Annotated in this window: 15 protein-coding genes; 5 read left to right on the top strand and 10 right to left on the bottom strand. The window is 74.0% G+C overall.

The window, feature by feature from the left end:
- Positions 1–3 precede the first annotated feature (3 nt).
- The 4 genes from IF43_RS0123175 to IF43_RS0123160 all read right to left on the bottom strand — a co-directional run bounded on the left by IF43_RS0123175 (position 4) and on the right by IF43_RS0123160 (position 4168).
- Positions 4–2256, bottom strand: a complete 2253-nt coding sequence (locus IF43_RS0123175; protein ID WP_051795907.1) for a peptidoglycan binding domain-containing protein — start codon at positions 2254–2256, stop codon at positions 4–6.
- A gap of 356 nt (positions 2257–2612) precedes the next feature.
- The gene (locus IF43_RS0123170; RefSeq protein WP_030203908.1) at positions 2613–3059 is read right to left on the bottom strand and encodes a DUF6113 family protein; all 447 of its coding nucleotides are present in this window, start codon (positions 3057–3059) and stop codon (positions 2613–2615) included.
- On the bottom strand, positions 3056–3949 hold the full coding sequence (gene mshB, locus IF43_RS0123165; protein WP_030203906.1) for an N-acetyl-1-D-myo-inositol-2-amino-2-deoxy-alpha-D-glucopyranoside deacetylase: 894 nt from the start codon (positions 3947–3949) through the stop codon (positions 3056–3058). Before mshB ends, IF43_RS0123170 begins: the two co-directional genes overlap by 4 nt.
- 24 nt (positions 3950–3973) lie before the next feature.
- Positions 3974–4168 carry a hypothetical protein gene (locus IF43_RS0123160; protein ID WP_030203903.1) on the bottom strand — a complete coding sequence of 65 codons (195 nt, stop codon included), beginning with the start codon at positions 4166–4168 and terminating at the stop codon, positions 3974–3976.
- A gap of 544 nt (positions 4169–4712) precedes the next feature.
- Here IF43_RS0123160 and IF43_RS0123155 point away from each other — a divergent pair.
- From IF43_RS0123155 to IF43_RS0123135, 5 genes are all read left to right on the top strand, one after another.
- A complete protein-coding gene (locus IF43_RS0123155; RefSeq protein WP_078910375.1) occupies positions 4713–5741 on the top strand; it encodes an ABC transporter permease in 1029 nt (342 codons plus the stop codon).
- Positions 5742–5860: 119 nt separating this feature from the next.
- Positions 5861–7669 carry an ABC transporter substrate-binding protein gene (locus IF43_RS0123150; protein ID WP_051795904.1) on the top strand — a complete coding sequence of 603 codons (1809 nt, stop codon included), beginning with the start codon at positions 5861–5863 and terminating at the stop codon, positions 7667–7669.
- Between the two features lie 79 nt (positions 7670–7748).
- Positions 7749–8726: an ABC transporter permease gene (locus tag IF43_RS0123145; protein WP_030203895.1), complete on the top strand. Its 978-nt coding sequence runs from the start codon at positions 7749–7751 to the stop codon at positions 8724–8726.
- Positions 8727–8737: 11 nt separating this feature from the next.
- Positions 8738–9826 carry an ABC transporter ATP-binding protein gene (locus tag IF43_RS0123140; RefSeq protein WP_030203893.1) on the top strand — a complete coding sequence of 363 codons (1089 nt, stop codon included), beginning with the start codon at positions 8738–8740 and terminating at the stop codon, positions 9824–9826.
- Positions 9823–11064 (top strand): ABC transporter ATP-binding protein, encoded by a 1242-nt coding sequence (locus IF43_RS0123135; RefSeq protein WP_078910374.1) that lies wholly within the window; start codon positions 9823–9825, stop codon positions 11062–11064. The genes IF43_RS0123140 and IF43_RS0123135 overlap by 4 nt, the downstream gene beginning before the upstream one ends.
- Positions 11065–11122: 58 nt before the next feature.
- On the opposite strand, the gene IF43_RS0123130 is transcribed toward IF43_RS0123135, so the two are convergent.
- From IF43_RS0123130 to mdlC, 6 genes are all read right to left on the bottom strand, one after another.
- Entirely contained in the window at positions 11123–11383 is a 261-nt protein-coding gene (locus tag IF43_RS0123130) for a hypothetical protein (RefSeq protein WP_030203886.1), read from the bottom strand.
- The gene (locus IF43_RS0123125) at positions 11380–13293 is read right to left on the bottom strand and encodes a peroxidase family protein (RefSeq protein WP_078910373.1); all 1914 of its coding nucleotides are present in this window, start codon (positions 13291–13293) and stop codon (positions 11380–11382) included. The genes IF43_RS0123130 and IF43_RS0123125 overlap by 4 nt, the downstream gene beginning before the upstream one ends.
- Before the next feature lie 127 nt (positions 13294–13420).
- Positions 13421–14797 (bottom strand): hypothetical protein, encoded by a 1377-nt coding sequence (locus tag IF43_RS0123120; RefSeq protein WP_030203882.1) that lies wholly within the window; start codon positions 14795–14797, stop codon positions 13421–13423.
- A 169-nt stretch (positions 14798–14966) separates the two neighbouring features.
- A complete protein-coding gene (locus IF43_RS43560; RefSeq protein WP_030203880.1) occupies positions 14967–16418 on the bottom strand; it encodes a cytochrome P450 in 1452 nt (483 codons plus the stop codon).
- Complete coding sequence (locus IF43_RS0123110) at positions 16415–17812, bottom strand: FAD-binding oxidoreductase (RefSeq protein WP_030203879.1); 1398 nt, start codon at positions 17810–17812, stop codon at positions 16415–16417. The genes IF43_RS43560 and IF43_RS0123110 overlap by 4 nt, the downstream gene beginning before the upstream one ends.
- A gap of 85 nt (positions 17813–17897) precedes the next feature.
- Entirely contained in the window at positions 17898–19613 is a 1716-nt protein-coding gene (gene mdlC / locus IF43_RS0123105) for a benzoylformate decarboxylase (RefSeq protein ID WP_037889673.1), read from the bottom strand.
- Positions 19614–19751: the final 138 nt, after the last annotated feature.

Here is a 19751-nt window from a genome sequence, read left to right as displayed (position 1 = left end):
GGGTCAGCTCGGGTCGGTCTCGATGACGCCGACCCGCTCCGCTGCGGTCTTGCCGTGCAGGGCCTTGCGGAGCGCCACCACCACGTCCTGCGGGGTGACCGGGGTCTTCCCTTCGGCGCGCGTGATCAGGACGCCGTCGAAGGTGTCCCCGTACAGCTCCTTGAGGGCCTCCAGGTCGTACGTCTCCTCCAGGTGCCCGTCCACGACCTTGACGCCGAGGATCTTGGGCAGGGAGCGGGCGGGGCCGAACGGGATGGACTTCGGGCCCGCCTTGATGACCACCTGGGCGGACATGGCGGGCTTGGCGAACGCCTCCATCATCCGGTCCAGCTCGGCCTGGTCGACGACCGGCTCCCTGGTGGTGACGGGCAGCTCCACGGCGGGGGCCTTGCCGGTCTCCAACTGGGTCCGGAACGCCGCCTTGACGGCCGCGGCCGACTTGTCGACGTCGAGGGTCGTGCCGGCCTTGCCGGGGACCGCCGTCACCTTGTTCGGCTCGAACTTGATCGTGCCCTCGACGACGGAACCGGCCGAGCCCGCGAGGTCGGTGAGGGCGGCCAGCAGCTTCTCGTCGTCGACCGGCAGGACCGGCTCGGCGACGCGGTCGTTGCCGAACAGCGAGCCGATGACGGACAGCGGGTTGTAGTCGCTGCCCTCGGCGTTGCGGACGGTGGTCTGCGCGTCGAGCGTCAGGCCGGCCCGCTCGGGCCGGAGCTCGACCTGCTTGCCGCCGACCGTGAGCCGGATCGGGGTGGTGGCACGGGTGCCGAAGGCCTCGTCGAGACGGCCGAGCGCCTCCTCCTTGGTGCCGCCGATGTCGACGCCGAGCACCGTGGTGCCCTTGGGCACGTCGGAGTGGTTGAGCAGCAGGCCGGCGCCGTACGCGACGCCGAGCAGGGCCACCACGCCGGAGCAGGCCAGCACGATCTTGGAGCCGCCCTTGCGGGCCGCCGCCGCCTTCTTGGCCTTGGGCATCGGGCGCCGGGGCGGCTGCCCGGGCGTCGTCAGGGCGGGGTTGTCCACGTCGGGACCGGACTGCGGGACCGCCTGCGGGACCCCCGGCCGGGGGCCCTGCGGTCCCGGCGGCGGGACCGTCGGAAGGGCACTGGTGGGCGCGTCGTCGGCGAACTCCGGGCCGGGCCACTGCGAGCCGTACGCCGCGGCCTCGTCCTCGACACGGGGGGCGACCGGCATCGTGCCGTACCCGGGACCCGTGGTGGGGCCGGCGGGGCCGGCCCCGTTCAGCGGGGCGCCGGCACCGCGGCCGGGGCCGAAGTCGCCACCGGGGCCGAAGTCGGCGCCGGGACCGGCCGGGGCGCTCGGGGCACCCGGCACTCCCGGAGCACCGGGGCCACCGGGTACGAAGCCGCCCGGACCCGCGGGGGCACCCGGACCGCCGGGCATGCCCGGACCGGCGGGGACGCCGGGAGCACCCGGGACGCCCGGAGCACCGGGGCCGCCGGGGCCGAAGTTCCCACCGGGCTGGGGCATGCCGGCAGCGGGGCCGCCGGGCGCGAAGTCGTTGCCGGGAGCCGCGGGAGCGCCCGGGCCCGCCGGGGCGCCGGGACGACCGCCCGGGCCGAGGCGTCCGGGGGCGCCACCGCGCGCGCCGGGGCCGGCGGCCGGGCCGCCGGGGCCGCGCACGGGCAGTCGGCCCGCCGGTGCGCCGGGGCCGGGTGCCGCGGGACCCGGTGCGCCGGGCGCGAAGCCGTTGCCCGCGGCGCCCGCCGGGCCCGCCGCGGTGCCCGCGCCGGGGCTGCCGGCGCCGAAGCCGCCGGCCGCGCCCGTGCGGGGCGCCCCGGGCGCGCCCGCGCGCCCGACGGGGCGCTGCGGCAGGCTCGCGCGCGGGGCTCCAGGGCGTTGGCCGCCCGGTGCCGATCCGTTCATGTCCTCTCCCCCGTTGTCAGCGCCCCCCGCAGGGGGCGTGGCAGCGGGGCCGGCGCCCGGGCCCGGAAGGGCGGGGCGCCGCACCGGGGCCTGGCCCAGGTTCTTGCGCGGGGCGAACCAGCCGCTGGCCTCGGCCTTCGGCTCGGCGGCCGGGGCCGGGGCCGCGGTGGACTCCTCGGGCATGGACGCGTCAGAGGCAGCGGCCGGTTCCGGGTCCGTGGTGGCGGAATCGGACGAGACGGGCTTGCGGACCACCACGGGCGGGATCGGACGCGAACCCGGGATGTTGATGCGGATCCGGGTGGTCAGCGTGGTCTCGGTCTTGGGCTCGTCCGCGTCCTGGGAGGACGGCGCGGGCTTCGAAGTCATCGTTTGCTCCTCCGGATCGCGGGATCCGGTGTCCGTGGACGCGTACTGGCGGGATCCGTACGGCGGCGTACCCGACGGGTAGGCGGCTCCGCCGCGGCCCGGGGGCCCGGAGGACGAACTGTCAGTTTCACGACTCAAGGCAGGTTCTCCCGGTTTGCTCCGCCGCCCGTCATACCGTGCGCGGGCAGCTCGGCGGCGCGGTCCACCATACTGGCCGCTGCGCGAACGCAACTGACCCCTGGGTGAAGCCCGGTTCCGCTTGGTGGCCGGAGGGGCGCACGGGGGCGCGCTCCGCAACCCCCGCACGCGGACCCGGCGTCGGCCCGAACGCCACGTCATCTGCCGGTTCGGACGGCTCAAACCCGACGGTGGACCGTACCGCGCAGGGTGGCGCAGATCACAGCGGCGACGATTCCACCCACCATGTACACATACGTGCTGATTCCGGCAACGAACACGGTGTCACCTTCCGCACGGGGCGCGGACAGCCACATGAACGCGATCAGCCATCCGGTGGCCGCCGCGCCGACGCCGAGCGCACCGCCGGTGGCGATCCGGGCGCCCATGAAGCAGCCGAGGCTTGCGAGCAGGGCGAGCACCAGACCGCCGGGGGGCCAGGCCTCGACGACGAGGGCGCCGGCGATCCCGACGAGCGCGCCCAGGACGAGCAGCCCCAGGGCGAGGAGGATGCGGAGGGGGCCGATGGGCGCCGCCCACCCCTGACCGCCCGCCCGGGGCCCGCCGGACGCACCCGCGGAGCCGGCCGTGCCGCTGCCCGCCCGCGCCCGCCCACCGCCGCTCACGCGTCCACCCCCGCGAACAGGTCCTGCTCCCGCTCGCCGGCCGGCGCGCCGGAGCGCCCGACGGCGAGCTCGTAGAACTCGGTGGTGAACAGCGGCTGGAGCAGGTCGTTGGAGAGCGCGAAGAAGGGGCCGTCGACGGCGATCTGCGTGCCGTGCGCGCGCATGGCGGCCGCCTTGGCGGCGCCGTACTGCGCGCCCCCGATCTCGGCGGTGATGCGGTCGTCGTCCACGACTCCCGGTACGTCCTCCACGGCCGCGATGCCCGGCATAGGGGATTCCTGACCCTTTGCCCGCAACCGCTCGAAGCCGGCCTCGACCACGGAGCGCGGAATGCGGTTCCAGTAGATCTTGGCGATCTCGTGCGCCTCCCCCAGGTCGCGCCGGAAGGCCTTCTCGGCGGCGAGTTCCGCCGCGCGCATGGCGACGCGGTGCGCCTGGATGTGGTCGGGGTGGCCGTAGCCGCCGTGGGGGTCGTACGTGACGAGCACCTGGGGGCGGATCCGGCGGATCACCTCGACGAGGTACGGGGCGGCGTCGTCCACGTCGGTGTTCCAGAACGCACCGGGGCGCCGGTTCTGCGCGACGCCCATCATCCCGGAGTCGCGGAAGCGCCCCGGCCCGCCCAGGAAGCCGTGGTCGGTGACGCCGAGTTCGGCCATGGCCGCGGCCAGTTCGCCGACCCGGTGCGCGCCGAGGGTGTCGTCCCGGTCGGCCGCCAGGTGGGCCAGCTCGGCCGGGATGACCTCGCCCTCCTCGCCCAGGGTGCAGGTCACCAGCGCGACGTGCGCGCCTTCGGCCGCGTACTTGGCCATGGTGACGCCGTTGTTGATCGACTCGTCGTCGGGGTGCGCGTGCACCAGCAGCATGCGCCGGGCGGGAAGACCGTTCATGGAGAACAGCCTACGAGGCGGACCTCAGAACTTCAGGCCGCTGATCATGCCCGCCACGTTCGTGGTGAGTTCGCGGACGGTCGGGGCGATGGTGGAGCTGGCGAGGTAGAACCCGAGGAGCATGCAGACGAATGCGTGACCCGCCTTCAGGCCCGACTTGCGGACCAGCAGGAAGACGATGATCGCCAGCAGCACCACCGCCGAAATCGAGAGTGCCACGGCGGTTCACCTCCACATCTGTTCACGGACCCGGACAGCGTTCATGACGCGCGGCGGCTCGCCACGGGCGCACGAGCCGCCCGTGGAAGTCGCACGTGGCGGAGTCATACCCACCATGCGCTACGGATCATAGCTATCCGTGGCCGGACATCCGTCGGAGCACGGGTGCACGAGGGGGCGCATGGCGCTGGAGCGGAGGGGGCGCGCGGTTGCGGACGGCGGCGCGCGGATGGCCGACCGGGCGGTTCGCACCTCCCGGTCGGCCGACGGCACCCGCACGGCCGTACGCTGTCCAGGTTCGCCGGTCCGTATATCGGTGTTGCGACAGTCAAGTTGCCTGCGTGTTAACGAACTTCATGGGTATTTATCGCCCATGTCCGCATGGCCTGACGCTCCGTCAAGCACATTACGGCGGCGATCGGAGCACCCTTTCCTCAAGTTGTGGCGTTCGCCACACCCAACCTGTCCGCCCCCCTTGACTGGCCCGCTCCGCGTGAAGAGAGTTCCGCTCAATTCCCACACCGACCGCGGGGAGCCGCCGGCGATGTCGAGTCCTTCCCAAGCCTTACCCGGAGCGTCCTCGACGCCTCCACAGGATCCGCTCGCGCCCGTCGACCCCGCGGGGGCCCGGGAGCTCGCCGGGCGCTCGCCCGGGCAGCTCATGTGGCGGCGGTTCCGCCGCGACCGCACCGGAGTCGTCTCGGCGTACGTGGTGCTGTTCTTCTTCGCCGTCGGCCTGCTGGCGCCGGTCATCTCCGCGCTGTACGGCAAGGACCCGTACACCGTCTGGGCCGACGAGCGCATGGACCTGTTCGACAGCGCCGGCACGCCGGTCGGGCCCAACGGGGGGATCAGCTCCGAGTTCTGGTTCGGGCTCGAACCCGGCAACGGCTACGACGTGTTCACCAAGCTGCTCTACGGGATCCGCACCTCGCTGATGATCTCGCTGGCGGTGACCGTGGCCACCGTGCTCACCGGCATCCTGCTCGGCGTGGCCGCCGGCTACCTGGGCGGCCGTACGGACTACTGGATCGGCCGCACGATCGACCTGCTGCTGGCCTTCCCGGCGCAGCTGTTCTTCATCGCGTCCATGCCGGTCGTGGTCTCGCTCTTCGTCGACCCGCGCGACGAGACACCGACGTACGTGCGCGTGGTCGCGCTCATCGCCGTGCAGTGGTTCCTCGGCTGGATGGGCCTGGCCCGCCTGCTGCGGGGCACGACGCTGACCCTGCGGGAGCGGGAGTTCATCGAGGCCGCCAAGGTCAGCGGCGCCTCGCCCTGGCGGATCATCCGCAGGGAGATCCTGCCGAACCTCGTCACGCCGATCCTCGTCCAGGGCACCTTCATGCTGCCCAACTTCGTCACCGCGGAGGCGGGCCTGTCCTTCCTCGGCGTCGGGGTGGTCGAACCCACCCCGGACTGGGGCGCGATGTTCGCCAAGGCGGCGTCCGTCTACGAGGGCGACCTGACGTACATGTTCTTCCCCGGCGTCGCGATGATCGTCTTCATCGTGGCCTTCAACCTGCTCGGCGACTCGGTCCGGGACGCCTTCGATCCCAAGGCCGCGCGCTAGCCGGCGCCGGGCGCCGACCCGACCGCCGGACGGGCGCCCGCCCGCCCCGGACCGGGTCGGCCCACGTCACACGCACACCCCTAGATCCCTCGACGACGACGGACGGACAGGTGGAACCAGTGACTCCTCAAGGTGGACGCAGGGCGTACGCCGCCATCACGGTGATCGCCGCCGGAGCGCTCGCGCTCACCGGCTGCGGCGGCAGCGGCGGCGGGGACGACGGCGACGACGGCGCCAAGGACAAGGACAACGCCCAGCGCCAGCAGGCCCAGATCAAGTTCGGCACGGCGGCCGACTCCACGGGCCCGGCCCCCGCGGTCTCGGGCGCCAAGACGGGCGGAACGCTGAGAGTGTTCCAGCGCGACAGCTTCGCGCACCTCGACCCGGGCCAGATCTACGTGTCCGACGAGATGGTGCTGTCCCAGCTGATCCACCGCGGCCTGACGGGCTACAAGGCCGACGCGACCGGCAAGGGCCACACCGTGGTCGGCGACCTGGCCACCGACAGCGGCACGCCCTCCGACGGCGGCCGGACGTGGAAGTACACCCTCAAGGACGGCATCAAGTTCGCCGACGGCACGCCCATCACCGCCAAGGACGTCCGCCACACCTTCGAGCGGCTGTTCTCCCAGGTCATCACCGAGGGCCCGACGTACGTCCAGCAGTGGATGGCCGACAAGCCGGGCGCCGAGTACCGCAAGCTGCTGCCGGACGGCCCGTACAAGGGGGCCCACCTGCCCGCGTCCGTCCTGGACACCCCGGACGACAAGACGATCGTCTTCCACTTCGCCAAGCCCAAGGGCGACCTGCCCTACGCCCTGGCCATGGCCGGCTACAGCGTCGTCTCCATGAAGGGCGACACGCAGAAGGCGTACGACAAGGCCCCCGTCACCACGGGCCCGTACAAGATCAAGGAATTCAAGGCCGACAAGTCCATGACGCTCGTGCGCAACGAGAACTGGGACCCGAGGACGGACCCGATCCGCACCGCGTACGTGGACGAGTTCGACATCACCTTCAACCACCAGTACGAGGACTCCAGCCGCCGCCTCATCGCGGACACCGGCGAGAACCGCACCGCCCTCAGCTTCACCAACCAGGTGGACGCCACCAACCTGGCCAAGCTGCACGCGGACGCCAAGCTCAAGGCCCGCTCGGTGGACGGCTTCCAGCCGTACGTCGGCCAGATGAACATCAACACGAGCAAGCCGGAGCTCAAGGACGTCCGGGTGCGCCGGGCCATCGCCTACGCGCTGCCGGTCTCGCCCTTCGTCCGCGCGTACGGCGGCGAGGACGCCATGGCCATCGCGGGCGGCCTGATCTCGCCGACCGTCAGCGGCTACGCCGAGTCCGACCCGTTCGGCAAGAAGAAGAAGCCGGCGGGTGACCCGGCGAAGGCCAAGAAGCTCCTGGAGGAGGCCGGCAAGACCGGTCTGAAGCTGACCTTCGGCTACATCAACACCCCCGAGGGCCAGCAGTACTCCAACGCGATGGCCGAGGGCCTGAAGAAGGCCGGCTTCGACGTCCAGCGCCAGGAGATCCCGAAGGACACGTACTACGACGTCATCAGCAAGGTGAACAACAAGTACGACATCTTCCACACCGCCTGGGGCGCGGACTGGCCCTCGGCCTCCACCGTCATCCCGCCGCTGTACGACGGCCGCCAGATCCAGGACGGCGCGCAGAACTACTCGCAGGTCAACGACCCCAAGGTGAACGCGGACATCGACCGGATCAACGGGATCACGGACGCCGTCCAGGCCGCCAAGGAGTGGAACAAGGTCAACGAGTACCTGCTCTCCGAGGTGGTCAACGTCGTGCCCACCGGCTACTACAAGCAGGTGCAGATCGCCGGCTCGGGCGTCGGCGGCGTCGTCTACGACGACGTCATCGGCGGCATCGACCCGCGCAAGCTCTTCCTGAAGTAAGGCTCCCGGCGGGGTGGCCGCCCCGGCCGCCCCGCCACCCCCCTCCGCCCACCGCCGCCGCCGGGAGCTGCCGACCACCATGCTGCGCTTCCTCATCCGCCGGACCCTCGGCTCCGTCGTGATCCTGCTGCTGATCAGCGTCTTCACCTTCTACCTCTTCTTCGCGATCCCGCACGACCCCGCCCTGCTCGCCTGCGGCAAGACCTGCACGCCGGACGCGCTCGCGGTGATCCACAAGAACCTCGGCATCGACGAACCGGTCCCGGTCCAGTACTGGGAGTTCCTCAAGGGCCTGTTCGCCGGCCGCGACTTCGACCTCGGGCCGTGCCCCGCACCGTGCTTCGGCTACTCGTTCGCCAAGAGCGAGCCGGTCTGGGACCTGCTGCTGGACCGCTTCCCGGTCACCCTGTCGCTGACCGTGGGCTCGTCGGTGTGCTTCCTGCTCGTGGGCCTGGGCACCGGGATGGTCTCGGCCTGGCGCCGCGGCACCCTCACCGACAAGGTCTTCAGCGGCGGCTCGCTCGTCCTGAGCTCGATGCAGATCTACTTCCTCGGACCGATGGCGCTGGCGGTGCTGGTCTTCCAGACCGAGCTGCTGCCCGAGCCCAAGTACACGGACCTCACCGAGAACCCGGTGGCCTGGTTCACCGGCCTGCTGCTGCCGTGGGTGATCCTGTCCACCATCTTCACCGGCAACTACACCCGCATGGCGCGCTCCACGATGGTCGAGCAGCTCCAGGAGGAGCACGTGAAGACCGCCCGCGCGAAGGGCATGTCCGGCCGGTACGTGTTCTTCCGCTACGCCTGGCGCGGCTCCCTCGTACCGATCATCACCATCTTCGGCATCGACCTGGGCAGTCTGCTCGGCGGCGCGATCATCACCGAGTACACCTTCGGCCTCACGGGCCTGGGCAACCTCTCGGTGCACGCCGTGACCGACTCCGACCTGCCGCTGCTGCTGGGCGTGATGCTCTTCGGCGCCGCCATGATCCTGCTCTTCAACATCATCGTGGACGCCCTGTACGCGTTCATCGACCCGCGCGTGCGGCTGGCCTAGGGGACGCCGAAGTGACCACTCTGACCAAGGAAGCGGGCGGGGCCGCCGCGGGGGACACGGGCGCCTTCCTCTCGGTGCGCGACCTGTACGTGCGCTTCTCGACCGAGGACGGCGTCGTCAAGGCCGTGGACGGGCTGTCCTTCGAGCTGGAGCGCGGCCGGACCCTCGGCATCGTCGGCGAGTCCGGATCCGGCAAGTCCGTGACCAACCTGACCGTGCTCGGGCTGCACAACCCGCAGTTCACGGAGGTCGCCGGGGAGATCGTGCTCGACGGGCAGGAGCTGACCGGCGCCCCGGAGCGGACGCTGGAGAAGCTGCGCGGGAACAAGATGGCGATGATCTTCCAGGACGCGCTCACCGCCCTCTCGCCGTACTACACGATCGGCCGCCAGATCGCCGAGCCGTACATGAAGCACACCGGCGCCTCCCGCCGCGAGGCCTGGGCGCGGGCGGTGGAGATGCTGGCCAAGGTCGGCATCCCGCAGCCGGCGCTGCGCGCCAAGGACTACCCGCACCAGTTCTCCGGCGGCATGCGGCAGCGCGCGATGATCGCGATGGCCCTGGTCTGCAACCCCGACCTGCTGATCGCGGACGAGCCGACCACCGCCCTGGACGTCACCGTGCAGGCCCAGATCCTGGACCTGCTGCGCGACCTCCAGCAGGAGTTCGGCAGCGCGATCATCTTCATCACCCACGACCTCGGGGTGATCGCCAACACCGCCGACGACATCCTCGTGATGTACGGGGGCCGGGCGGTCGAGCGCGGCCCGGTGCGCGAGGTGCTGCGGGCGCCCCGGCACCCGTACACGTGGGGCCTGCTCGGCTCGATGCCCCGGCTCGGCTCGGACGTCGACACCTGCGCGCTGAGCCCGATCCCGGGCAGTCCGCCCAGTCTGCTGGACCCGCCCTCCGGCTGCGCCTTCCACCCCCGCTGCGGCTTCACCGCGCAGGTGGGCGGGGGCCGGTGCGCGAGCGAGCGGCCGGTGCTGGCCGACGGGCGGGCGGGCGCCTGCCACCTGACCGACGAGCAGCAGCGGACCCTGTTCACCGAGCAGATCCTGCCCCGGCTCGGCCGGGCACCGAGGAGCCAGAGGCCATGAGCGAAGAGACCACCCTGCCCGCGCAGCGGAAGCCGGCCGGGGCGGAGCCGGCCGCCGGCGGCGTGCCGCCGCAGTCCGGACCGGGGCCGGCCGCGGCGCCGTCCCCAGCCGCCCCGGCCGCGGCCGGGGCGCCGGCCGCGCCGGCCGTGGGCGAGCCGCTGCTGGTGGCCCGGGGCCTGACCAAGCACTTCCCGATCATGGGCGGCTTCCCCTTCAAGCGCCGGGTCGGCGCCGTCCAGGCCGTGGACGGGATCGACCTGACCGTGCACGCGGGCGAGAGCTTCGGCCTGGTCGGCGAGTCCGGGTGCGGGAAGTCGACGACGGGCCGGCTGCTCACCCGGCTGCTGGAGCCGACCGCGGGCTCGATCGAGTACCGCGGACGGGACATCACGCATGCCGGACGCCGCCGACTGGCCCCGGTCCGCTCCGAGATCCAGATGATCTTCCAGGACCCGTACTCGTCGCTGAACCCCCGCCAGACGGTCGGCACCATCATCCGCGGCCCGATGGAGATCAACGGCATCGAGCCGCCGGGCGGGCGCGAGCGGCGGGTCCGGGAGCTGCTGGAGACGGTGGGGCTCAACCCCGAGCACTACAACCGCTTCCCGCACGAGTTCTCCGGCGGCCAGCGCCAGCGCATCGGGGTGGCCCGGGCCCTCGCCCTGGAACCGCGCCTGATCGTGGCCGACGAGCCGGTGTCGGCGCTCGACGTCTCCATCCAGGCGCAGGTGGTCAACCTGCTCCAGGAGCTGCGGCGGGAGCTGGGCATCGCCTTCGTGTTCATCGCCCACGACCTGGCGGTCGTACGGCACTTCTCGCAGCGGCTGGCCGTGATGTACCTCGGGAAGATCATCGAGGTGGGCGACCGGGACTCGATCTACCTGCGGCCGCGGCACCCGTACACGCACGCGCTGCTGTCGGCGGTGCCCGAGGCCGCGCTGACCGACGACGACGAGCACGCGGCCCGGGAGCGGATCCGGCTCGCCGGGGACGTGCCCTCGCCGGTGGACCCGCCCTCGGGCTGCCGGTTCCGCACCCGCTGCTGGAAGGCGCGGGAGAAGTGCGCGGCCGAGGAGCCGCCGCTGGTACGGATCGAGGGCAACCGGGAGGGGCACCTGACGGCCTGCCACTTCCCGGAGGAGCCGACCACCGCGGCCGGGGCGCGCGGCGAGGACATCGTCCTCGACCCCGCGCTGGCGGCGCTGGAGGAGGCCGACGGACCGCGCCTGACGCCCTGAACGGTTCGCAGCGGCGCGTGACCGCAGCCACTCGGTGCGGACCTCGGTCGGGAAGCGGCTACACCAGTTCCGCGCTCCGGGCCAGGTCGGTCGCCGCCCTGTCGCAGCGGGTGGCGAGGGCGGTGACGCGGGCGCGGAGGGCGTCGGCGTCCGGGCCGGTCCAGGCGAGGGCGTCGACGGCCGCGCGGAGGCGGTCGGCCTGGGTCCGCAGGGACTCGGCGTGGGCGCGCAGGGCGGCGCCCGGGGGCCGGTGGCCGCCGGTGGCCGTCCCGCCCGGCGCGGTCGGGGCCCCGGCGCGCGGGCCCGGGATCGTGGTCACAGGCCCTTCCAGGGGGCGAAGGCGTTGTCGACGCCGGCCAGGGCCGGGCCGAGCTCCGGGTGGTGCCGCAGCAGGACGGTGACCATGGTGTTGCGGTCGATCCACTCCAGCCCCTCGGGTGTGTAGACCTCGGGCCGGTAGTCGGTGGTGAAGAACCGGTCGCTCTTGAGCCGTCGGCTGGCCATCAGGATGAAGATGCGGAAGAGGCTGTCGCTGAAGCCGAAGCCGGCCGGCCGCGGCTCGGCGAGGTTGCCGACCAGGGTGTCGACCCGGTCGAGCCGGCCCTCGTAGACCTCCCTCAGCAGCGGGGTGTCCCCGGGGTGCCCGCCGGTGAGCTCCTCGAAGGAGGTGACCGGCCGCTTGCGGAGCATGCGCCGGTAGGCGTTGTAGCGGGGGATGCCGCGCTCGCGGTCGCGCAGGACGTCGACCGTGGCCAGGTCGATGTGCTCGCCGGAGAGCCGGGCCAGGTTCCGCAGCGCGTCGGGGTGGTTGTGCAGGACCAGTGCGCCGGGGTGCTCGGTGCCGAAGGTGTAGAGGAGGTCGCTCATGCCGTGGTCGTCGACGGCGGTGCGGGTGGTGGCGCCCTGCACCGCGTCGAAGCCGACGGTCTTGAGCACGCCGCCGGCCCGGTGGTCCCGGAGGGTGATCTCGTCGGGGATCAGCGGGTGCAGCCGGTAGGCGGAGACGAACTCCTCGGTCATCGAGAAGGGCGCCGCGTGGTGGTCGGTCGGGGAGCCGAGGATCCCGCTGAGCATCTCCCCCGCGCCGATCCGGCCGAACTGCCGGGTGACCCAGCGGGGCAGTACGCCGTACCAGTTGGCGTTCATCGCGCGGCGCAGCACGGGCGTGTCGAGGATGCCGGGGGTCCACTCCACCGTGTGGATCTTCGCCATGAGGGCGGTGTTGACCAGTCGGGCGGTGTGGAAGGTCCGCTCGTCGTCCCAGGTGGGGTGCTGGGCGGCGAGCAGGTCGCAGATCGCGTTGTGCTCCTTGGCGAAGAGGGTGTGGAGCAGCGAGAGGCCGACCCAGTAGTCGCTGTTGAAGCCGGTGGCGTCCAGGCAGTCCAGGCCCGGGCGGGGGTCGGCCGGCAGCCGGCCGTCGACCAGGATCAGCTTGCCGCGTTCGCCGGTGCGCAGGGAACGGCAGCGCGCCTCGTCGCTGCCGTAGATCTGGGAGCCGTCCCACCAGTGCGTGACGGTGTTCTCGTACGTCGGCGGGGCGTCGGGCGTGGTGTGGGCGACGGGGTCGGGGCGGGTGCGGCGGATCCGCATCGGGCACTCCCCCGCCCAGTCGTCGTCCGCGGCGAGCGGGACGGTGAAGGGCTCGGCCTCCTCGTTGTCGCCGTGGTTGGCCCAGCCGTGGTTCTGGAACTGGATCCAGGCGGCGGCCAGCAGGTTCAGGGTGGGCGCCGGGGTGAAGGAGCGGCGGGCGAGCAGCTGCCGGCTGATCTCGCGCGGGCTCGGGTCCATCAGGTCGCCGTCGTCGTCCGGATGGGACAGGGCGAGGGGGGCGTTGCGGTCCAGCCGGGTGCCGGCCCGGCCCATGTCCTCGTCGTGCGGGTCGTAGCCCGATCCGTCGTACGAGCGGTACGGGGCGAGGCGCCGGGGGGCGCGGCGGGGGCGTTCGCCGCCGGCGCCGTAGGTGTCGTACAGGTTCTCGCGGCGCAGGTCGTCGCGGAGCACGCGGAGGTTCAACAGGGCGAGCGGGCCGGGCAGCTCCCACCACTCGCGGGTCCGGTTGACGCGGGCGAAGGCGGCGGAGCCGAACCGCTCCAGCGGGCCGGGCGGGGGGTAGGGGGGCGGCGTGGGGGCGCCGGAGGCGGGGGTGCGCGGGCCGGGGACGGCGGAGCGGGCGTCGGCGGACCGGTCCGCGGCTTCGTCCGCGGCTGCTGCGTCGGGGGTGGCGGTCATGGGCGGTGTCATCCTCAGCGGGTCGGGGGCGGCGGCGGGGCGGTCGGGTGGGACGGGGGTGGGAGCGAACGGAGGGGCGGTCGGGGGTGGGAGCGAACGGAGGGGCGGTCGGGGGAGGCCCGCGGGCTCAGCGGTCGTGCAGGGTGAAGAAGCGGGCTGCGGCCGGGCGACCGCGGTAGGCGGCCAGCTCCTTGTCGACGCGGGCGGCCACGTCGGGGACGTCGTGGCGGAGGTTGTGCGCGTACCGCTCGGCCGCGTGGCACAGCGGGAAGGCGTGGGTGTCGTCGGTCCAGGTGAACTCGGTGAAGCCGGCCGGCAGTCCGTACGGCGAGACGGCCGACCGACCCTCCAGGCTGGGCACGATGTCGTGCTCGTTGACCAGGGAGAACACCCGGGTCGCGGGGTCGGCCGGGCGCTTGTGGTCGATGGGCGAGCCGATCGCGACCACGTGCGTGACGGTGTAGACGGCCGTGAAGTCCCGGCTGCCGGCGAGGTTCATGGCGGTGATGCCGCCCTGGCTGTGGCCGACGAGGGCGAGTTCGGCGCCGGAGGGGACGGTCTGGCGCAGGGCCTTGGTGACGGCCCGGGTGTAGGGGGTCTCGGCGGCGCCGACGGCGTCGATGGCCCCGATGAGGTCCTGGGGGCTGTCGTGGTTGGGCTTGCCGGGGGCCATGCCGGCGAGTTGGACGACGTACCGGCGCACCCCGTCGGGGCCGGTGACGGGCTGGACCAGGAGCAGTCCGCCGGTGCCGATGAGGCCGATGTTGCGGACGTAGCCGGTGATGGTGCCGGAGGTGTCGACCCGCTCGCGCAGGGCGGCGTCGGGGCGGTGCGGTTCGGCGCGGCCGGGACCGCGGTCCAGGCGGGACCAGACGGGGGCGGCCACGCCGAGCAGGGGCTCGGAGGTGAGCGGGCGGCCGGTGGCGATCTGCCAGCCGGCCCGGTCGTTGAAGGGGTTCTCGTCGGTGAGCGCGTTCCAGGCGAGCAGGTCGGTGAACGACGGCGCGAGGACCGCGAGGGCGTACTCCGCCCCGCGCTCGGTCATCAGCCGGCGGAAGTGGCCGGCGGCCTCGGTCTGCCGGTCGGCCTCGATGGCGCGCAGCACCTTGGCGGCGGCGCCGTGGTCGAGGAGTTCGGGGTGCGAGACGGCCGCGGCTCGGATGCGGGCCTTGAGGCCGGTGACGGCGAGCGAGACGGCCAGCGACTCGCGGCTGGTGAACACCCCGACCAGCCAGCCGGCCCGGGCCAGGAGTCCGCGGCCGCGCCAGGCCCAGCCGAGGCCCCCGGCGTGGGTGAGGGCGCGCAGCAGGGCCCGGCGGGCGGGGGCGGGCAGTCGCGCGCCCCCGCCCGCCGGGCCGCCGAGCGCGAGCTCGGAAGCGTGCGCCGCGGCCTCCCCGACGGCCTCGGCGGCCTCGGCCAGGACCCGGCAGAGGTGGTGCAGGGAGGCCACGTCCGGCTCGCGGGCGGCCGCGGCGGTGGCGTCGGAGGTCACGGCTTCGGACATGAGGGGGCGGGTCTCCTGGTGGGGTCCGGCTTCGGGGACGGCTTCGGGGACGGCTTCGGGGACGGCTTCGGGTACGGGACCGGTCGGGTGGGCCGGGGCGGGGACGGCCCGCCCGACCGGAGCGGAACGGCCGCCGGGGCGGGGCCGGCAGCGGGGCGGGCCGGGACGCTCAGCGCGGGCGGAGCGTCAGCCGGATCGCCGGGGTGTCCACCGCCCCCGGCAGCGGCCCGACCGGGTCGAGGTGCGGCCGGGCGCCGGTGACACGGTGGCCGCGCAGCACCCGCGCGCAGACCGCGGCCGTGAGCAGCAGGCCGAGCTGGTCGCCCGGGCAGCGGCCGCCGCCGTGGCTGAACGGGGCCGTCGCCGTGTCCCGGTCGGCGCCGGGGCGCAGCCACCGTCCGGGTACGAACAGGTCGGCGCCCGGGACGTGTGCGGGGTCGCGCTGGTGGAACCCGATGGGCACCAGGACGGTGGTGCCGGCCGGATGGTGCACCCCGCGCCACTCGGTCTCGGCGCGGGTGACCCGGAGCAGGTCCGGGACGAGCGGGTAGAGGCGCAGGGACTCCTGGACGCAGGCCCGCAGCCGGTCCATGTCCTGCGGCTCGGCCTCCGCCGGGACCAGGGCGGCGCACTCCTGCTCGGCCGGGTGGGCGGCCAGCAGCATCAGCGTGCGGGCGGTGACCGGGGCGCAGGCGTCGAGGGCGGCCAGCCAGTGGTGGGTCTGGGCCAGCGGGTCCGTGCCCGGGGGACTGTCGGCCCGGAGCGCCCGGGCGGCCAGGGTGTGGGCCGGGGCGTCCGCGGCGTACTCGGCGATCCGGGCGGACGCCCGCTCGTACAGCGCACGGGTCGCGGCCCGGCGGCCCTTCCGCAACCCCATCCAGTTGGCCTCGGCCCGCAGCGCGTGGAGCCAGCCGCCGAACTCCTCGTCGCCGGCGGCCCGGTCGCCGAGCACGATCCGGCGGGAGATCCGGGTCAGGACGCGCTGGATCCGCCCGTACGGCAGGGTCCCGCCGTGGGTGAGGGAGGCGCACTCCTCCTCGACCACCGCGAGGTACTCCGCGCAGGACGGGTGCACCGGCTGGTCCCAGCCGAGCACCTCGTCGTTGACCCGGCGCAGCCGCTCGCGCAGTTCGCCGTGGGTGCACAGGACCCCGTCGGGTTCGAAGGCCGAGAACGCCCGGTTCTTGTCGGCGGCGTCCATCGCCAGGACGGGCACCGGCAGGGCGAAGAACCGCCGGACGTCGGCGGGGTCGAGGAGGACCAGCACTTCGCCCGACAGGCCCCGCACCCGTACGGGCGCCCCGCCGTGCCGGTCGCGCAGGGCACGCAGGGTGGCGGCGGACCAGGCCGCCTGGTCGAGGGCGGCGTACGCGGTCAGGACCGGGCCGCGCGGGACCACGACGCCGCGGACGAAGGCGGGCAGGGTGTGGGTGGCGACGAAGCGCAGGGTCTCGGCGCGGGAGGCCCGGGCGGTCCGCGGGACGGGCAGGCGGGCCCCGGGGGCGGTCGCCCCACCCGTGTCGGGGCCGGATTGGGTGACCGGGCAGCCCGCAGGGGTGCCGGCGGGGGTGGGGGCCGCGGGTGCCGGGTCGGTGGCGGCGGGGTCCGTGGAGGCGGTCACGCGAACACCACCTTGCCCGGGTTCAGCAGGTTCTTCGGGTCGAAGAGCCGCTTGAGGCCGCGCTGGAGCTCCAGCGACGCGGGGTCGAGTTCGCGGGTGAGCCAGTCGCGCTTGAGGGTGCCGATGCCGTGCTCGCCGGTGGTGGTGCCGCCCAGCGCCAGGCCCGCCGCCATGATCTCGTCGTACGCCGTCCTGGCCCGCTGCGTCTCCGCGGGGTCGGACTCGTCGAAGACGACGGTGGGGTGGAGGTTGCCGTCCCCGGCGTGGCCGAGGGTGAAGATCCGCAGCCGGTGGCGACGGGCGATCTCCTCGATGGTGCCGATGAACTTGGCCAGTTCGGAGCGGGGTACGGCCACGTCCTCGATGAACGCGGTCGGCGAGCCGGGCAGTTCCGCCGCGCACCGGGCGAGCGCCGGGCTGACCAGCCGGCGGGCCTCGATGACGCGCCGCGACTCCTCGGGGCTGGTGGCGCTGACCACGTGGTCGGCTCCGGCCTCCTTGCAGAGCAGGGCCATCGCCTCCAGGTCGGCGGCGGGCCGGGGGCTGTCGCTCTCCACGATGAGCGTGGCCGCGCTGTCGGCCCGCAGCAGCGGGTGGCCGTGGTCGGCGACGGCCCGCGTGGTGGCCCGGTCGAGGAGTTCGAGGGCGGAGGGGGTGTGGCCGGCGGCGATGACGGCGGCCACCGCGTCCCCGGCCGCGGTCAGGGTCGGGAACTGGGCGAGCAGCGAGAGGGCCGGCGGGCGCAGCGGGCGCAGTGCCAGGGTGGCGCCGACGACCACGGCGAGGGTGCCCTCGGAGCCGACGACGAGGCGGGTGAGGTCGTAACCGGCCACGCCCTTGGCGGTGTCCCGGCCCGTGCGCATCCGCCGTCCGTCGGGCAGGACGAGGTCGAGGCCGAGGACGTAGTCGGCGGTGACGCCGTACTTGACGCAGCAGATGCCGCCGGCGCCCGTGGCGATGTTGCCGCCGATGGTGCAGCGCTCCCAGGAGGCGGGGTCGGGCGGGTAGGTCAGGCCGTGCGAGGCGACGGCCTCGTTGAGGTGCTTGGTGACGACCCCGGGCTCGCAGCGGACGAGGCGGTTGGCGGGGTCGACGGCGAGGATGCGGTCCATGCGCGCGGTGGACAGCAGCACGCAGCCGTCGACGGCGTTGGCGGCACCGGCCAGGCCGGTGCGGGCGCCCTGGGGGACGACGGGGACGCCGAGTCCGTACGTGGTGGCGAGGATGTGCTGGACCTGCTCGGGGGTGCTGGGCAGGGCCAGGGCGGCGGGGGTGCCGCAGTCGGAGAAGGGGGCCGAGTCGCGGGCGTGGGCGGCGAGCTGGACCGGGTCGGTGATCAGGGCGTCGGCGGGGAGGTGGGCGAGGAGCTGGTCGACGAGCTCGGGGTGGGGCATGCCGGTGCCTTCCGGACGGTACGCGGGACAGGGGAGGGGCGCGCTGCGTGGGGCGGGGGCACAGGGGGACTCCCGCCCACGGCCTTCAGAGAGAGGGGAGTTCCGTCGTGACCGGTACGTCGATGAGCACGGGGCCGTCCTGCTGGGCGGCGGACTCCCGGACGAGCTTGGCGAGTTCGCCGGCGCCGGTGGCGCGGTGGGCGCGGACGCCGTAGCCGGTGGCGACGGAGGCGATGTCCAGGCCGGGGATGTCGAGACCGGGCGCGCCGGCGGCCCGCTCGACCTGGGCGAACCAGTGGAGGATGGCGTACCGCTGGTTGCTGAGCACGACGTACGTGACGGGGATCTTGTAGGCGGCGGCGGTCCACAGGGCCTGGACGGCGTAGTGCATCGAGCCGTCGCCGATGACGGCGACCACGGGCCGGTCGGGGCGGCCGAGCTGGGCGCCGACGGCGGCGGCCGCGCCGTAGCCGAGCCCGCCGCCGGCGGTGAAGAAGAACGAGTGCGGGCGGCTGATGCGGGTGGCCTCGTGGAACTGCGGGAGGTTCGACGGGGACTCGTTGACCCAGAGCGTGTCGGCGGGGGCGCCCTGGGCGACGGCGGTGAGGGCGGCGAGCGGGGTGAGCGCACCGTCGTCGGTCTGCCCCGACTCGGTGGCCGCGGTGCCGGCGTTCCCCGCTTCCGCCGCGCCCGCCCCCGCCGCGCCCGCTGCTGCGGCGCCCGCCCCCGCCGCGCCCGCTTCCGCCGCGCCGTCGCCCGCCTTCGCCGCCCGGTCGCCCGACGCCCGTCCCCGCTCCCCCAGCTCCCGGACCAGCTCGCGCACCGTCGGCGCGAGGTCGGCCACGAGCGCGTCGCCGACGGGGGCCCGGGCCGCCTCGTCGGCGTCGCGGGTGAGCAGGACCAGCGCGGCGCCCTCGGGCAGGTAGTCGCCGGGCAGGTAGGGGTAGTAGCAGAAGACCGGTGCGCCGACGACGAGGACGAGGTCGTGCCCGGCCAGGCAGCGGGCGAGCGGGGCGATGGCCGGGGGCAGGGTGCCGCGGTAGCGGGGGTGGGTCTTGGGGAAGGAGACGCGGCCTTCGGTGGGCGCGGACCAGACGGGCAGGGCGGCGCGTTCGGCGAGCGCGACGACGGCGTCCCAGGCGCCGGGCGCGGCGTCCACGTCGTTGCCGACGACGAGGACGGGGTCGGCGGCGCGGGCGATCCGGTCGGCCAGGTCGCGTACGGCGTCCGGGGCGGGGCGGGTCGCGTGGTGGACCCGGCGGGCGGCGGTGGTGCGCGCGGCCCGGTCCTCGTCCTCGTCGAGGGGCGCGTCGAGGTCGTCCATGGGGAGGGAGAGGAACACCGGCCCCTGCGGCGGGGTCTCGGCGATCTGCACGGCCCGGGCGAGGGCGGTGGCCGCGTCCGCGGGGCGGGGCGGCTCGTACGCCCACTTCACGGCGGGCTGCGGCAGCAGTGTGGGCTGCGGGTTGGTGAGCAGGGCCTCCATGGTGAGCATGGGGCGCACCTGCTGGCCGGCGGTGACCACCATGGGGGTGCGGTTGGCGCGGGCGTTGAGGATCGCCCCCATGGCGTTGCCGGTGCCGGGGGCGGTGTGCAGGTTGACCAGGGCGGTGGTGCCGGTGGCCATCGCGAAGCCGTCGGCCATGCCGGCGACCACGGCCTCCTGGAGGCCGAGCACGTAACGGAAGTCGTCGGGGAAGTCCTTGAGCATCGGCAGCTCGGTGGAGCCGGGGTTGCCGAAGACCGTGGTCATCCCCCGGGTCCGCAGAACGTCGAGCACGGCTTCGCGAACGGTGCGCATGTGATCCCCTCGGCGCAGGCGGCACTTTCGGTGATCAATCCAGCACGCTCCGTGGATCTTGGCAAAATCCCCACGCGCCGCACTCGCGCCTGGTATATGCGCCCCCGCACCCCGTGCGCCCCAAGGCCCGCGCCCCCC

The sequence above is a fragment of the Streptomyces sp. NRRL S-87 genome, assembly GCF_000719335.1.
Classification (GTDB): domain Bacteria; phylum Actinomycetota; class Actinomycetes; order Streptomycetales; family Streptomycetaceae; genus Streptomyces.
Note: the sequence above shows the minus strand (reverse complement) of the source record. Positions and strands in the feature narration are given on the sequence as shown.

Excerpts from the sequence above, each read along its gene's own strand:
- IF43_RS0123110 (WP_030203879.1), bottom strand. The coding sequence starts at position 17,812 with ATGCCCCACCCCGAGCTCGTCGACCAGCTCCTCGCCCACCTCCCCGCC.
- IF43_RS0123155 (WP_078910375.1), top strand. The coding sequence starts at position 4,713 with ATGTCGAGTCCTTCCCAAGCCTTACCCGGAGCGTCCTCGACGCCTCCA.
- IF43_RS0123145 (WP_030203895.1), top strand. The coding sequence starts at position 7,749 with ATGCTGCGCTTCCTCATCCGCCGGACCCTCGGCTCCGTCGTGATCCTG.
- IF43_RS0123125 (WP_078910373.1), bottom strand. The coding sequence starts at position 13,293 with ATGACCGCCACCCCCGACGCAGCAGCCGCGGACGAAGCCGCGGACCGG.
- IF43_RS0123120 (WP_030203882.1), bottom strand. The coding sequence starts at position 14,797 with ATGTCCGAAGCCGTGACCTCCGACGCCACCGCCGCGGCCGCCCGCGAG.
- IF43_RS0123175 (WP_051795907.1), bottom strand. The coding sequence starts at position 2,256 with ATGACTTCGAAGCCCGCGCCGTCCTCCCAGGACGCGGACGAGCCCAAG.
- mdlC (WP_037889673.1), bottom strand. The coding sequence starts at position 19,613 with ATGCGCACCGTTCGCGAAGCCGTGCTCGACGTTCTGCGGACCCGGGGG.
- IF43_RS0123135 (WP_078910374.1), top strand. The coding sequence starts at position 9,823 with ATGAGCGAAGAGACCACCCTGCCCGCGCAGCGGAAGCCGGCCGGGGCG.
- mshB (WP_030203906.1), bottom strand. The coding sequence starts at position 3,949 with ATGAACGGTCTTCCCGCCCGGCGCATGCTGCTGGTGCACGCGCACCCC.